Genomic DNA, 12515 nt, shown 5'->3' on the forward strand with positions numbered 1-12515 from the left:
ATTTCTCCGGGCTGGCCGGGATCGTTCCGCGACAGGGCGCGGGCAGATTAGCCCCATCGCAACACGGACCCGATGAGGTGACGACATGACCCGCAAGACCCTCCTGACCCTCGGCGCGCTCGCCGCCGGCACGCTTCTCGGCGCAGCCGCCCTCGCCGGTCCCGGCGACCGGGGCCCCGGCGCAGCGCGCATGACGATGGAGCGCCCGGGCGGCGCGATGATGGCTGCGCGCGACTGCCGGGCCCCCGAGGCGGCGCGGCGCGGCATGGGCCGGCAGGCGCGGCGCGACCGACAGGGCGACGGCCCCGCCGGCTTCGGCGCGTTGACCGAGACGCCGGCCTACGCGGCGCTCGACACCGACGGCGACGGCACCGTGACGCTCGAAGAGGCCCGCTCGGGGGCGGAGGCGCTGCACGCCGCCCACGACGCCGATGGCGACGGCGCGCTCGGCGAGGCGGAGTTCGCCGCGCTCTTCGCGGAGATCGCGCGCGGCATGGCCGATCGCCCCTTCGCCCGGCTCGACGCCGACGGCGACGCGCGGATCAGCCCGGACGAACTCGCCTTTCCGGCGCAGATGATGGCCCGGCGCGACCTGATGCAGGTCAACGCCCGCGAGACCGCCGGCGAATAACACGCGGCCAGCACGGCAGGCGCGCGCGGCGCGCCTGCCCATGGCACGAGGGGAGAGACGATGACCGACACCACCGCACCCGCCGGCTACTCCGCGACGCAGATCGCCCTTCATTGGGCCGTCGCCGCGCTCGTCGCCGGGCAATACCTCTTTCACGACGCGATTTCGGGGGCGTGGGACGCGATCCGCGCGGGCGAGACCGTCGCCTTCGATCCGCTGATCCTCGCCCATGTGGCGGGGGGCGGGCTGATCCTCGCCTTCGTCGTCTGGCGCCTCGCCCTGCGGCTCGGCCGCGGCGCCCCGGCGGCCCCGGCGCAGGAGCCCGCCCCGCTCGCGACGCTCGCCCATGTGGCGCATTGGGCCTTCTACGCGCTGCTGATCGGCATGGCGCTGAGCGGCGCGCTGGCGTGGTTCGCGGACGTGGCTCCGGCCGCGCGGGCGCACAATGTCCTCAAGATCGCGCTGCTCGCGCTGGTGGCGCTGCACGTCGCGGCTATCCCGGTGCACAAGCTCGCCCTGAAGAGCGACGTGATGCGCCGGATGATCCGCCCCGCCGACTGAGCCGCGCCCGGGCGGTGACCGTCGCGCACCGCGGCCGGCCTTCCCGCGGCGAACCGTCCCACGGGGCCGGTCCGGGGGCGCGCCGTGGGGCACTCACGGCGCGAGGCCCGGACGCCCCGGCCCGCTCGGCGGCAGGACACCCGCTGCCCGGCAGCGGCCCAACCGGCGCGCGGCGCGGCGCCCGGGGGAGCGGTCGGCTTTACCCCGGGCCAGTGGCGACGTATGACCCCGCGACCCGAAACGCAGGGGACACGCAGATGGACGGCATTCTCGCGCTCGCGGCGGACAACCTCCTGTCGCCGATCATCCTCTTCTTCGCGCTCGGCGTCGCCGCCGCCTTCGCGCGCTCCGATCTCTCGGTGCCCGAAGCGGTCGCCAAGGGGCTGTCGATCTATCTCCTGTTCGCGATCGGCTTCAAGGGCGGCGCGAGCGTCGCCTCGCACGGGATCGACGCGACGCTCGTCCTGTCGCTGGTGGCCGGCGTCGTCCTGTCCTTCCTGTTGCCGGTCGTGGCCTTCGGCCTGCTCAAGGGGATGACCCGGCTTTCGGTGACCGACGCCGCGGCGGTGGCCGGGCACTACGGCTCGATCTCCATCGTGACCTTCGTCGCGGCGAGTTCCGTGATCACCTCCGTCGGGCTCTCCTCGGAGGGCTACATGGTCGCCGTGGCCGCCGTCATGGAAGCGCCGGCGATCCTCTCCGCGCTCTGGATCATAGCGCGCTTCGGCAAGACGCAGGCCGAGATGGAGGAGGGCCTCGTCCGCGAGATCCTGCTCAACGGCTCCATCGTGCTCCTGGTGGGGTCCTTCGTCATCGGCTGGATCACCGGCGAAGAGGGGCTCGAGATGATCGCGCCCTTCATCGTGGCGCCCTTCCAGGGGGTACTCTGCCTCTTTCTTCTCGACATGGGGCTCGTCGCGGGGCGCGGCCTGCGGGAGGCGCGCTCGGTGCTGACGCCGGGGCTCTTCGCCTTCGGCGTGCTGATGCCGCTCGTGGGCTCGGCCTTCGGGCTGGCGGCGGGGCTCCTGCTGGGGCTGAGCCCGGGGGGCGTGATGCTCTTCATGACGCTCGCCGCCTCGGCCTCCTACATCGCGGTCCCGGCGGCGATGCGCGTGGCCCTGCCCGAGGCGAACCCGTCGATCTATCTCACGCTGTCGCTCGGCGTGACCTTCCCGTTCAACCTGACGCTCGGCATCCCCATCTATCTCGCGGTAGCCCGGGCCCTGACCGGAGGCTGAGCCCATGCAGACCCAAAAGGCCAAGCGCGTCGAGATCACCATCGAGGCCGTCATGGAGGACCGCCTGACCGCGGCCCTGATCAAGGCCGGCGTGACCGGCTTCACCATCCTGCCGGTGCTCGGCGGCTCGGGCCGCTCCGGGCAGTGGAGCCGCGAGGGGCAGGTGAGCCGCGCGGGGGGCATGGTCTCCGTCGTCTGCATCATCCGGCCCGAGCGGCTCGAGACGCTGCTCGAGGCCGCCTTCGAGGTGGTCGAGCGTCACATCGGCGTCGTCAGCGTCACCGACTGCGAGGTGCTGCGGGCGGAGCGCTTCTGAGCGCCGCGCGGCCGAGCGGCGCGACGGTATCGACGGGCGCGCGCAGGGGCGGGCGGTTCCGCCGGACGGCAAGGCGGCGGACGCCCGCCGGCGCACGCCCCCGCGCCGCGACATGCTGCCGCGCCCACGCGGGCACGGGATCGGCCTATGTCCCGGACCGATGCAACTGCCGCCCTCATCCCCTGCGAAACGCCTCTTCGACCTCGCGCTCGGCGCGCTCCGTCCGCCGCCGGGGCCGGGCCGCATCGCGCTGGCCTATACCTACGGGATCGTCTGCCACCTGATCTTCGCGGCGGCGGTGCTCGCCATGATCGCCGCGATGTATTTCGGCATGAGCGAGAGCTTCGGCCGCGTGCCAGAGCCATGGCACATCCCGGCGAACGCGCTCCTCTTGCTGCAGTTTCCGCTCGCACATTCCGTCCTGCTGTCGGCGCGGGGGCGGGGCGTGCTGGCCCGCCTCGCCCCGGCCCCGCACGGCCGCACGCTCGCCACGACGAGCTACGCGATCATCGCCTCGGCGCAGCTTCTCGCGCTCTTCGCGCTCTGGACGCCCAGCGGCGTCGTCTGGTGGCGCGCCGAAGGCGCGCCGCTCTGGGGCATGACGGCGCTCTACGCGGGCGCCTGGGCGATGCTGGTGAAGGCGAGCTTCGACGCCGGCGCCGAGGTGCAGTCCGGCGCGCTCGGCTGGATGTCGCTCGCCCGGAACGTCCGGCCCGTCTTTCCCGACATGCCGACGGGCGGGCTCTTTCGCGTGATCCGGCAGCCGATCTACGTCGCCTTCGCGCTCACCCTCTGGACGGTGCCGGTCTGGACGCCGGACCAACTCGCGCTCGCGCTGAGCTACACGGCCTATTGCCTCGCCGCGCCGCGCCTGAAGGAACGCCGCTTCGCCGCGCTCTACGGCGCGCGCTTCGCGGCCTATCGCGCGCGGGTGCCCTACGCGCTGCCGCGGCTCGGTCGCGGCCGGCGCCCGCGCTGAGCGGGGTGCTCAGGCGAAGCGGCCGCTGCGCTCGAGCACCTCGATCTGGTAGCCGTCCGGGTCCGCCACGAAGAAGAAGCGCGCGATGCGCGTGCCGCCGGGCGCGAAGTCCACGATGCGGCGCGGGGCGAATCCCGCCTCGGTGAAACGCGCGTGCTCGGCGTCGAGATCGTCCACCGTGACCGCGAGATGGCCGTAACCGTCGCCGAGATCATACGCCGCCTCACGCCCCTTGTTGACGGTCAGTTCGAGCTCGAAGGCGGCCTCGGCGTTGCTCAGGTAGACCAGCGTGAAGTCGTCGAAGTCGAGCCGGTCCGCCACCTCGAGCCCGAAGGCGCGGCGGTAGAAATCGATCGACCGCGCCTCGTCGAGAACGCGGATCATGCTGTGCGCGAGTCGGGCCATCGGGGCATCTCCTGATCTGACGCGGCCCTGATGCCGTCGCGCGCGCCGCGGCGCAACCGCGCCGCCCGGTCGGGTCCACCGGGCGCCATGGCACGGCGCCGCGCGATCGCGTATCCCGACGCCGAATGCAGCAGGAGGCAGGCCGATGAGCCCGATCGAAGCGCTGGATTTCGTCGGCGTCGCGCTCTTCGCGGCGACCGGTGCGCTCGCGGCCTCGCGCAAGCAGCTCGACGTGATCGGCTTCCTGTTCCTCGCGGCGGTCACCGGCATCGGCGGCGGCACGGCGCGCGACCTGATGCTCGGCGTTCCGGTGTTCTGGGTCGAGCGCCCGGCGCATGTTCTCGCCTGCGCGGCCACGGCGGTGCTCGTCTATTTCACGGCGCATCTTCTCGAGTCGCGCTACAGGCTCCTGCTCTGGCTCGACGCCATGGCGCTCGCCGCCTACGGCGTCTTCGGCGCCTACAAGGGCCTCGCCGTGACGGGATCAGCCACCGTCGCCGTGGTCATGGGCGTGCTGACGGGCACGCTCGGCGGGATCATCCGGGACGTGGTCGCGCGCGAGCCCTCGGTCCTCCTGCGACAGGAGATCTACGTCGCCGCGGCGGCGCTCGGCGCCGCGACCTTCCTTCTGCTCGACCGGGCGGGCCTGCCGCTCTGGGTCACGGCGGGCGGGGGCTTCGCCGCGGCGCTCATCCTGCGCGGCGGGACGATCCGCTACGGCTGGCGCCTGCCGGCCTACCGCTCGCGCCCGGGGCGCAGTCCCGACGACCTGTCCTGATCCGCGCCTGTCGCCCGCCCGCATGGATATCCCGCGCCCGATCGGGTAAGCCCGTGCCCCATGTGCGACACAACAAGGACCAGAACCGACAGGAGCGGGACATGACCAGCTTGACCGAAGCCGAGGAGATTTCCGAGATCGCCTTCGGCTACATGGGGTCCAAGGCGCTGTTCGCGGCGCTCGATTTCGGGATCTTCACCAGCCTCTCCGGCGGCGCGCGGGACATCCCCGCCATCGCCGAGGCCGCCGGCCTGCCCGAGGAGCGCGCGCGCACGCTGCTCACGGCGCTGACGGCGCTCGGCCTGACCGAGCGGCGGGGCGAGGGCTTCGCCAATTCGCCGGCCGCCGAGGCCTTCCTCGTGCGCGGGGCGAAATACGACTTCGGCGACTACCTGCGCCTGCAGGTCGGGCGGCAGATGTACCCGGTCATGGATCAGATCGGCGACGCCCTCGCCGGGCGGCTCTCGAAGGACGCGATCGGCTCCTACGCCGCGTGGTTCTCCGATCCGGAGGAGGCGCGGCTCTACTCCGAGAGCCAGCACGCCGGCTCGCTCGGCCCGGCGCGGAGCCTCGCGCGGAAGGTGGATCTCGGCGATGTGCGCCATCTCCTCGACGTGGGCGGCGGCACGGGGGCCTTCGCGATCACGCTCGCCCGCGCCAACCCCGAGCTGCGCGCGACGGTGGTGGATTTCCCGAACGTCGCCGAGCTCGGCCGCGCCTATGTCGCGGACGCGGGGCTCTCGGAGCGGATCACCTTCCGCGACGGCGACGCGCTGGAGGCCGAGTGGCCCGGCGGGCAGGACGCGATCCTTATGTCCTACCTGCTGTCGGGGCTGCCCGATCACACGCACGAGGCGCTGCTCGCCCGCGCCCGCGACCACCTCGCGCCCGGTGGGCGGCTTCTGGTGCACGACTTCATCGTGGACGAGGACCGCTCGGGCCCGAAGAACACCGCGCTCTGGCAGCTTCAGCACACCGCCTTCACGCCCGAGGCGCGCTCGCTCTCGGACGGCTGGCTGGCCGAGCGTATGCGCGCCGCGGGCTTCGAGCGGGTCGAGGTCGGGCCGCTCATCCCCGGCATGACGAAGCTGGCGACCGGCCACCGCCCGGCCTGACCGGCGCGACGCGCCGCCTGTGCAGGTGGCGGTCGCGCGTGATGACGCCAGCCGCCGCTCTCCGCGCGCAGGCGCGGGTGGCGGCAGTCGATCGCCGGGGCGCCGGGGCCGGCCGCCGGGGTCCGACCACGGCCCGGCGCAGGGCATCACGGCGAGGGGCCCGGCCGTCTCCCTGACCGCCCCGTCGATCGAGGCGACCGGGCGCGCGGCCGAGGGCCGCCGCGCAAGATCGCGCCCGTCGCGGCGCGGACCGCGACGGGCGGGTGCTCACTCCGGCGTCGGCGCGGTCTCTCGCGGTCGCCGCTTGGCGCCCGTGATCATGGCGCGGACGAGGGTGTCCCAGACCCGCACCGTTCCGGTGTCCGCCGTCTCCGCCATCAATCGTCATACCCCGCGTCGTCGTCATCGTCGCGGTCCCGGTCGTCGCGATACGGCAGGACCCCGCCGGTGACCGGGTCGAGGTAAGCCTCGACGCGCAGGCCGTTGGCGTCGATCATCTCGACGTCGTAACGGCCGCGCTCCAGCTCGATCTCGCGGAGGGTGTAGCCCTGCCCCTCGAGCATGGTGGCGATCTCGGCGACGCTCATGCGGTCCTGCACCGGCTGTCGCGCCGCGCCGGCGGCATCCTGCTGCTGGGCGGCGGCGCCGAGCGCGGCGAGGCCGGTGGCGAGGGCCGCGGTGAAGAGAATGCTGCGTCTCATGTCGTATCTCCCGTGGTGAGGCGGCCCCCATGGCCGCCGGTGCCCCGCTTCTGCACCGGGTCGCCTGACGCTGGGCTGATCCGCGGCGTCAGTGTGTCGTCAGCGTCGCGGCGGTAGATATGCGGGCCATGCGATACCCCAGCCCCTGCCGCAGCCTCCTCCTCCTCTGCCTTCTGGCCGGTCCCGCGCTGGCCGACGACGACGGCCACGACCGCGCCCGGCGGGCGCTGCAGGCGGGCGAGATACTGCCGCTCCCGGAGATCCTCGCCGCCGCGGCGGCCGCGCGCCCCGGGCGCGTCATCGCGCTAGAGCTGGAGCGCGAGGACGGGCGCTGGCTCTACGAGCTGGAGCTTGTGACGCCGGAGGGGCGGCTCTACGAGATGGAGATCGACGCCGCGAGCGCGACCGTTCTGGAGCTGGAACGCGAGGAGGACGACTGACATGCGCGCGCTGGCGGCCGAGGACGATCCCCGCATCGCGTCCGATCCGTCCGACGCGCTGACGGCCGCGGGCTTCCGGGTGGAGGTGACGGGCGACGGCGAGGACGCATGGTTTCTCGGCGACACCGAGGCGTACGACCTCGTCGTGCTGGATCTGGGCCTGCCGGGCATGGACGGGCTGGCGGTCCTGAAGCGCTGGCGCGCGAACGGACGCGCCATGCCGGTGCTCGTGCTGACGGCGCGCGGCACCTGGCAGGAACGGGTGGAAGGCATCGAGGCGGGCGCCGACGACGACCTGCCCAAGCCCTTCCGCATGGAGGAGCTCGTAGCCCGCGCCCGGGCGCTGGTGCACCGCTCCGGCGGCCATTCCGGCGCGCTGCAGGAGGCCGGCGCGCTCAGCCTCGACACCAACCGGATGCGCGTCGCGGTGCGCGGCGTGCCCGTGCAGGTCACCGCGCTGGAATATCGCCTGCTGGCCTACCTGATGCAGAACCGCGAAAGGCCCGTCCCGCCGACGGAACTTCTGGAGCACCTCTACGGCGACGACGACGCGCGCGAGGCCAACGCGCTGGAGGCGGTGATCGCGCGGCTCCGGCGGAAGCTGGGGCGCGGCGTGATCGGCACGCGGCGCGGCTTCGGCTCTTTCCTGGAGACCGCGTGAGCCTGCGCCTGCGCCTCGCGCTGGCCGGGGCTCTGGCCGTTCTCGGCGCGCTGGGCCTCGCGGCCTTCGGCCTGTCGCAGCTCTTCGGCGCGCATGTGGAGCGGCGCGCGGTCGCCGAGATGGGCGTGCAGCTCGACCAGGTCCTCGCGGGGCTGGAGCGGGGGCCGGACGGGCTGACCGTGGCGCGCGATCCCGCGGATCCGCGCTTCGACCGGCCCTACGGCGGGCTCTACTGGCAGATCGAAGGCCCGGACGGCGTCGAGCGATCCCGCGCGCTCTGGGACGCCGCGCTGGAGCTTCCGGCCGACACGCTGGGCGCTGGCGGGGTGCATGTCCACCACCTGCCGGGGCCGGACGGGGATGCGCTTCTGGTGCTCGAGCGGTCCGTCACGCTGCCAGCGCGGCTCGGCGGCGGGTCCGCCCGCGCGGCGGTCGCCATGTCGGCGGCGGACCTCGACGCCGCCCGCCGCGCCTTCGTGGCCGATCTCCTCCCCTATCTCGGGCTGCTCGCGCTGGCGCTGACGGCGGCGGGCTGGGCGCAGCTCTGGGTCGGGCTGCGGCCGCTCGGCGGGCTGGGGGCGCGGGTCGCCGCGCTGCGCGCGGGCCGGGCAGAGCGCATGGGCGCGGACTGGCCGCAGGAGTTGCGCCCGCTCGCCGGGGAGATCGACGCGCTGCTCGCCGCGCGCGAGGCCGAAAGCGCCCGCGCCCGGGCCCGCGCCGCCGACCTCGCCCACGGGCTCAAGACGCCGCTGCAGGCCCTGATGGGCGAGGCGGCGCGCCTGCGCGCCACCGGCGCCGAGAGCGAGGCCGAGGAGATCGAGGAAACGGCCCGCGCCATGCGCCGGATCGTGGACCGCGAACTGGCCCGCGCCCGCACCGCGGCCCGGGCCGGCGACGCCAGCGCCGATGCGCGCGACGTCGCGGAGAAGCTCGTCGCGGTGCTGCGGCGCACGCCGAATGGCGCGCGGCTGGACTGGCGGATCGACATCCCGGCGGGCACGCGCGTCGCCCTCGACCCCGCGGACCTCTCCGAGGCGCTCGGCGCGCTCGCCGAGAACGCCGCGCGCCACGCCCGGTCACGGGTGGCCCTTTCGGCGCGCGCGCAGGAGGGACGAGTCCTGCTGGGCGTCACGGACGACGGTCCGGGCATCCCGCCCGAGCGCCGCACGGCGCTGCGCGCCCGCCACGGCCACGCCGACGAGACGGGCACAGGCCTCGGGCTCGCCATCGCCGCCGAGATCGGCGAGGCCGCGGGCGGGCGGCTGACCCTGTCCGACGCCGATCCCGGCCTGACGGCGACCCTCGCCCTGCCCTCGCCCGGCGCCCCCGGATAGGAGGGCGTCGCGGACGGGCCCGGCCGCAGGGACGCGCTCCGGCGGCGCGGTCGTGCCGCGAAAGGGGCGGCTTGGCCCTCTCTCGGCAGAGGCCGCGACGCGGGGCGGTATCAGGGCGCGCCCGCGGCCGTGCGGGCGGGACTTCGCCTGATCGAACGCGAAGAGGCCGGGCGCGGGTCACGGCACCGCCGCCCCCCCGGTCCGCCGCGCGGGGACGTGGCGACCGGCTGTCGCGCTTGTCCTGCCGGCGGCCGCCGGGTGTCGTGTCGCAGCCTGCCCCTGACCGGCTTTCGCGGGCCCGCCGGCCATTTCCCCGGACCTCGGAGAACAGGCCGCGCGGGGACGGCTGGACGAACGCGCAGGGGCCGTGCCCGGGGCGTGGAGTGGAACCGCCCCGGATCAGGTGACCGCGGCCGGGACGACGTCCGCGGCCCATCGTGCGAGGGCCGCGGGCTCGGGGGGCAGATGGGTTGCGAGACCGCCGGCGAACGCGTCGAACGCCGTGCGGTTCAGCCCGTTCAGCCCCACGAGGACCGGCACATCGCGCGCTATGGCCTCCGCGATCACGTCGCGGAAACCGCGCCCCTCGGCCTCGTGCTTGCCGAACTTGTTGACGATGAGCAGGTCGGCCCCCGCGTCGAGCCGCGCCGAGACCAGCGCGACGGCCGCCTCGAGCGCCTCGGGGTCGAGGCGACAGCCGCGCGCGGCGGGGCCGAGGTCCTGGCTGATCCGCAGGACCGGCCCCTGGGGCAGCACGCGCACGTCCATGTCGCAGGGGCCCGCGTCGGCCCGCCCGGAGTTGATCTGCACGGTGCCGCAGAGCCTCAGCCCGCGCGCCATGAGATCGGCGGCGAGCCCCGCGAGGATCAGGTCGGTGTCGCCGCGGCCGGGCGCCATGGTGCAGGCGAGGGTCATCGCGTCTCTCCTCATGTCTCGGCGAAGGGCTCGAACTCGACCAGCGCGCCCGCCGGCAGGTGATCGGCCTCGGCCGGAAGGAACATCAGCCCGTCGGCCCCGGGCAGCCCCGCGACCCGGCCCGACTGGGTGGACGCCTCGAAGCGGACGATCTCGCGGCCCTCGGCGTCGCAGCCGGCGATGGCCGCTGGCCTGATCTCGCAGCGCCCCGGGGTGCGGTGGATCGCAGTTGCTGTCACCACATGGCGCCGCGCCGGCACGGGATGCGTCTGACCGGCGAGCCGGCGCAGGAGCGCCCGCCCGAAGAGGTGCCAGCTGACGAAGGCGGCGAGCGGGTTGCCCGGCAGGCCCAGCCACGTCGCCGCGCCGAGGCGTCCGAAGGCGACGGGCTTGCCCGGCTTGATCGCGACGCCGGCGAAGCAAACTTCCGCCCCGAGGGCCGCGAGCGCCGGGGCGACGTGATCCGCCTCGCCGACGGAGAGGCCGCCCGTGGTCACGACGAGATCGGCCCGCGCGGCGAGGTCGGCGATCCGGCGCGTCAGCGCGGCGCGATCGTCCCCGCCGTGGGCGACGGCGACGAGCTCGACCGCCGGTCCCGCGAGGGCGGCGGCGAGCATCGGCGTGTTGACGTCCGGGATGGCGGCGGCGGCGGCGCGCGCGACGCCCGCGGGCTGCACCTCGTCGCCCGTGACCATGAGCGCGACGCGCAGGGGCCGGCGCACGTGCAGCCTGTCCGCCCCCGCCGCGGCGGCCGCGGCGATCTCGCGCGGGCCGAGCCGGCGGCCGGCGTCGAGCACGAGCTGACCGGCCGCCATGTCCTCTCCCGCGCGGCGGAGGTTGAGGCCCGGCGCCGGGCGCGCGTCGATGCGGATGGCGTCGCCCTCGCGGTGGACGTGCTCCTGCATCACGACCGCGTCCGCGCCCGGCGGGATCGGCGCCCCGGTGAAGATGCGCGCCGCCATGGCGCCCGGGAGCGGGGCCGGCGCGCCCTGCCCCGCGGTGACCCGATCGGTCACGGCGAGCCACCAGGGGCCCTCGCCCGAGAGGGCGCGCGTGGCCACGGCGTAGCCGTCCATCGCCGCGTTGTCGAAGGGCGGCGCCGCCGCGCGCGCCGCGACCGGCCGCGCGAGAATCCGGCCCGCCGCCGCGGCCGGAGACAGGGCCTCCGTCCCGGCGACGGGCGCGGCGTGGGCCGCGATGCGCTCCAACGCCGCGTCGAGGGAGATCGCGGCCCCGGCGCCCTCCCCCGCGTCGCAGCCGCAGCCCGGCCCGATCAGTCGGTCGATCGCCGTCATTCCCAGGTCTCCGGTCCGCTGTCCGCAGCGTCGCCCGCGTCGCGCGCCACGGTCGGGGCCATGATCCCGCGGCGGCGCATCATGCGCCCGCCCAGCGTCTCGAGGTCGCCGGGCGCGAGACGCAGCCGCGCGAAAGGCAGGACGATGGCGTTCTCGAGGATCAGGTGGCGGCGCGCGTGGTTGGCGTAACGCCGCAGCCCCTCCCGCCCGGTCGCGTCGAGGCGATCCGGCCCCGCACGCACCGCCGCGACGATCCCCGGCGTGTCGACACCGGCGTGCAGGTGATCGGCCTCCAGCCTCACCAGGACCGGCGCGATCTCGTCCTCTGGCGCGCAGCGCCGCCGCAGGAGCGGGAAGAGGTCGGCCTCCTCGTCGGCGATGTGGAGGGCGAGCTCCGTCCCGAGGAAGCCCGCGGCCTGATCGAGGTCGCGCCGCGCGACGGTCTCCCCGGCGGCGAGCCTGTCGAGGATCGCGCAGACGTGGCGCTCGCGCAGGTGGTCCTCGTGCAGGACGCCCAGCGGATCGCTCAGGAGCCGCGGCGGCGTCGGAGAGCGGCAGTCCCCGCGTCTCGGGTCTCGGGCGTGGCTGGTCATGGAGCCGCCCTCCCGGGGCGCTAAAGCGGTCGGAGATCCGCGCCGGAAATCTCGGCGGCGGCGACCAGTCGGGTGACGTAGTCTCGGGCGGCCCGGGCCCAGGCGGCCTTTTCCATGGCCGCCGCGATCCTTGCGCGCACCGCCTCGAAGGGCAGGACCGCGCCCTCGGCCACGGCGTCCATGCGGATAACGTGCCAGCCGTGGCGGGTGGGCACCGGCACGACCGTGATCTCGCCCTCGGCGAGGGGGCGCAGGGCGGCCTCGAACTCCGGCACCGTGTCGCCCGGCCCGATCTGGCCCAGCGCGCCGCCCGCGGCCTTCGAGCCGCAATCGCTCTGCGCCTCGGCCAGCCTGGCGAAGCCGCGGGGCACCTCCAGCGCGCGGCGGGCGAGGTCGGCGGCGCGCGCCTCCGCCGCGGCCATGGCCGCCGCGTCGCGCGGGTCGCAGGCGACGAGGATATGCGACACCTCCCAGAGCGGGGGCGCGCGGAAGCGCTGCGGGTCGCGCGCCCATTCGGCGCGGATCTCTGTGAACCGGCATGGAAAAAGGACCC

Annotated in this window: 16 protein-coding genes; 10 read left to right on the top strand and 6 right to left on the bottom strand. The window is 74.9% G+C overall.

The annotated features are described in order from the left end of the window. The first annotated feature begins 85 nt into the window (after positions 1 to 85). The 5 genes from DRV84_RS12580 to DRV84_RS12600 all read left to right on the top strand — a co-directional run bounded on the left by DRV84_RS12580 (position 86) and on the right by DRV84_RS12600 (position 3725). Entirely contained in the window at positions 86 to 631 is a 546-nt protein-coding gene (locus DRV84_RS12580; protein ID WP_115981242.1) for an EF-hand domain-containing protein, read from the top strand. 60 nt (positions 632 to 691) lie between these two features. Beyond that, complete coding sequence (locus DRV84_RS12585) at positions 692 to 1192, top strand: cytochrome b (RefSeq protein ID WP_115981244.1); 501 nt, start codon at positions 692 to 694, stop codon at positions 1190 to 1192. A 257-nt stretch (positions 1193 to 1449) separates the two neighbouring features. After that, positions 1450 to 2430 (top strand): sodium-dependent bicarbonate transport family permease, encoded by a 981-nt coding sequence (locus DRV84_RS12590; protein WP_115981246.1) that lies wholly within the window; start codon positions 1450 to 1452, stop codon positions 2428 to 2430. Positions 2431 to 2434: 4 nt separating this feature from the next. Continuing rightward, positions 2435 to 2746 (top strand): P-II family nitrogen regulator, encoded by a 312-nt coding sequence (locus DRV84_RS12595; RefSeq protein WP_115981248.1) that lies wholly within the window; start codon positions 2435 to 2437, stop codon positions 2744 to 2746. Positions 2747 to 2906: 160 nt separating this feature from the next. Further along, complete coding sequence (locus DRV84_RS12600) at positions 2907 to 3725, top strand: methyltransferase family protein (protein ID WP_115981249.1); 819 nt, start codon at positions 2907 to 2909, stop codon at positions 3723 to 3725. Positions 3726 to 3734: 9 nt separating this feature from the next. Here the strand turns inward: DRV84_RS12600 and DRV84_RS12605 are convergent, their stop codons facing one another. Beyond that, the gene (locus DRV84_RS12605) at positions 3735 to 4130 is read right to left on the bottom strand and encodes a VOC family protein (protein ID WP_115981250.1); all 396 of its coding nucleotides are present in this window, start codon (positions 4128 to 4130) and stop codon (positions 3735 to 3737) included. Positions 4131 to 4275: 145 nt separating this feature from the next. Between DRV84_RS12605 and DRV84_RS12610 the strand changes: the two genes are divergently transcribed. Together DRV84_RS12610 and DRV84_RS12615 are read left to right on the top strand one after the other, a co-directional pair. Further along, complete coding sequence (locus DRV84_RS12610) at positions 4276 to 4908, top strand: trimeric intracellular cation channel family protein (RefSeq protein WP_115981251.1); 633 nt, start codon at positions 4276 to 4278, stop codon at positions 4906 to 4908. Positions 4909 to 5009: 101 nt separating this feature from the next. After that, positions 5010 to 6023, top strand: coding sequence for a methyltransferase (locus DRV84_RS12615; RefSeq protein WP_115981252.1), 1014 nt, complete (start codon positions 5010 to 5012; stop codon positions 6021 to 6023). Positions 6024 to 6400: 377 nt separating this feature from the next. On the opposite strand, the gene DRV84_RS12620 is transcribed toward DRV84_RS12615, so the two are convergent. Continuing rightward, positions 6401 to 6724: a PepSY domain-containing protein gene (locus DRV84_RS12620; protein ID WP_115981253.1), complete on the bottom strand. Its 324-nt coding sequence runs from the start codon at positions 6722 to 6724 to the stop codon at positions 6401 to 6403. A 128-nt stretch (positions 6725 to 6852) separates the two neighbouring features. Here DRV84_RS12620 and DRV84_RS12625 point away from each other — a divergent pair, with 128 nt between their 5' ends. The 3 genes from DRV84_RS12625 to DRV84_RS12635 are packed head-to-tail and all read left to right on the top strand — an operon-like array spanning position 6853 to position 9159. Then, positions 6853 to 7164: a PepSY domain-containing protein gene (locus DRV84_RS12625; RefSeq protein WP_115981255.1), complete on the top strand. Its 312-nt coding sequence runs from the start codon at positions 6853 to 6855 to the stop codon at positions 7162 to 7164. 1 nt (position 7165) lies between these two features. Next, the gene (locus DRV84_RS12630; protein WP_115981257.1) at positions 7166 to 7825 is read left to right on the top strand and encodes a response regulator transcription factor; all 660 of its coding nucleotides are present in this window, start codon (positions 7166 to 7168) and stop codon (positions 7823 to 7825) included. After that, the gene (locus DRV84_RS12635; protein WP_115981259.1) at positions 7822 to 9159 is read left to right on the top strand and encodes a sensor histidine kinase; all 1338 of its coding nucleotides are present in this window, start codon (positions 7822 to 7824) and stop codon (positions 9157 to 9159) included. Before DRV84_RS12630 ends, DRV84_RS12635 begins: the two co-directional genes overlap by 4 nt. A gap of 399 nt (positions 9160 to 9558) precedes the next feature. Here DRV84_RS12635 and DRV84_RS12640 read toward each other — a convergent pair whose 3' ends face one another. The 4 genes from DRV84_RS12640 to DRV84_RS12655 form a co-directional block, all read right to left on the bottom strand. Beyond that, positions 9559 to 10074 carry a DUF2478 domain-containing protein gene (locus DRV84_RS12640; protein ID WP_115981261.1) on the bottom strand — a complete coding sequence of 172 codons (516 nt, stop codon included), beginning with the start codon at positions 10072 to 10074 and terminating at the stop codon, positions 9559 to 9561. An 11-nt stretch (positions 10075 to 10085) separates the two neighbouring features. Next, positions 10086 to 11369, bottom strand: a complete 1284-nt coding sequence (locus tag DRV84_RS12645) for a molybdopterin molybdotransferase MoeA (RefSeq protein ID WP_115981263.1) — start codon at positions 11367 to 11369, stop codon at positions 10086 to 10088. After that, positions 11366 to 11962, bottom strand: coding sequence for a hemerythrin domain-containing protein (locus DRV84_RS12650; protein ID WP_115981265.1), 597 nt, complete (start codon positions 11960 to 11962; stop codon positions 11366 to 11368). Before DRV84_RS12650 ends, DRV84_RS12645 begins: the two co-directional genes overlap by 4 nt. Positions 11963 to 11982: 20 nt before the next feature. Further along, the coding region (locus DRV84_RS12655; RefSeq protein WP_192881422.1) for a peptidylprolyl isomerase at positions 11983 to 12515 on the bottom strand (533 nt) is incomplete at its 5' end.

The organism is Rhodosalinus sediminis (assembly GCF_003385555.1).
Classification (GTDB): Bacteria; Pseudomonadota; Alphaproteobacteria; order Rhodobacterales; family Rhodobacteraceae; genus Rhodosalinus; species Rhodosalinus sediminis.

Bases quoted from the DNA above. Each gene is read 5' to 3' on its own strand.
- DRV84_RS12605 (WP_115981250.1), bottom strand. From the start codon at position 4,130: ATGGCCCGACTCGCGCACAGCATGATCCGCGTTCTCGACGAGGCGCGG.
- DRV84_RS12620 (WP_115981253.1), bottom strand. From the start codon at position 6,724: ATGAGACGCAGCATTCTCTTCACCGCGGCCCTCGCCACCGGCCTCGCC.
- DRV84_RS12645 (WP_115981263.1), bottom strand. From the start codon at position 11,369: ATGACGGCGATCGACCGACTGATCGGGCCGGGCTGCGGCTGCGACGCG.
- DRV84_RS12600 (WP_115981249.1), top strand. From the start codon at position 2,907: ATGCAACTGCCGCCCTCATCCCCTGCGAAACGCCTCTTCGACCTCGCG.
- DRV84_RS12650 (WP_115981265.1), bottom strand. From the start codon at position 11,962: ATGACCAGCCACGCCCGAGACCCGAGACGCGGGGACTGCCGCTCTCCG.
- DRV84_RS12590 (WP_115981246.1), top strand. From the start codon at position 1,450: ATGGACGGCATTCTCGCGCTCGCGGCGGACAACCTCCTGTCGCCGATC.
- DRV84_RS12615 (WP_115981252.1), top strand. From the start codon at position 5,010: ATGACCAGCTTGACCGAAGCCGAGGAGATTTCCGAGATCGCCTTCGGC.
- DRV84_RS12640 (WP_115981261.1), bottom strand. From the start codon at position 10,074: ATGACCCTCGCCTGCACCATGGCGCCCGGCCGCGGCGACACCGACCTG.
- DRV84_RS12585 (WP_115981244.1), top strand. From the start codon at position 692: ATGACCGACACCACCGCACCCGCCGGCTACTCCGCGACGCAGATCGCC.
- DRV84_RS12595 (WP_115981248.1), top strand. From the start codon at position 2,435: ATGCAGACCCAAAAGGCCAAGCGCGTCGAGATCACCATCGAGGCCGTC.
- DRV84_RS12630 (WP_115981257.1), top strand. From the start codon at position 7,166: ATGCGCGCGCTGGCGGCCGAGGACGATCCCCGCATCGCGTCCGATCCG.
- DRV84_RS12580 (WP_115981242.1), top strand. From the start codon at position 86: ATGACCCGCAAGACCCTCCTGACCCTCGGCGCGCTCGCCGCCGGCACG.
- DRV84_RS12610 (WP_115981251.1), top strand. From the start codon at position 4,276: ATGAGCCCGATCGAAGCGCTGGATTTCGTCGGCGTCGCGCTCTTCGCG.
- DRV84_RS12625 (WP_115981255.1), top strand. From the start codon at position 6,853: ATGCGATACCCCAGCCCCTGCCGCAGCCTCCTCCTCCTCTGCCTTCTG.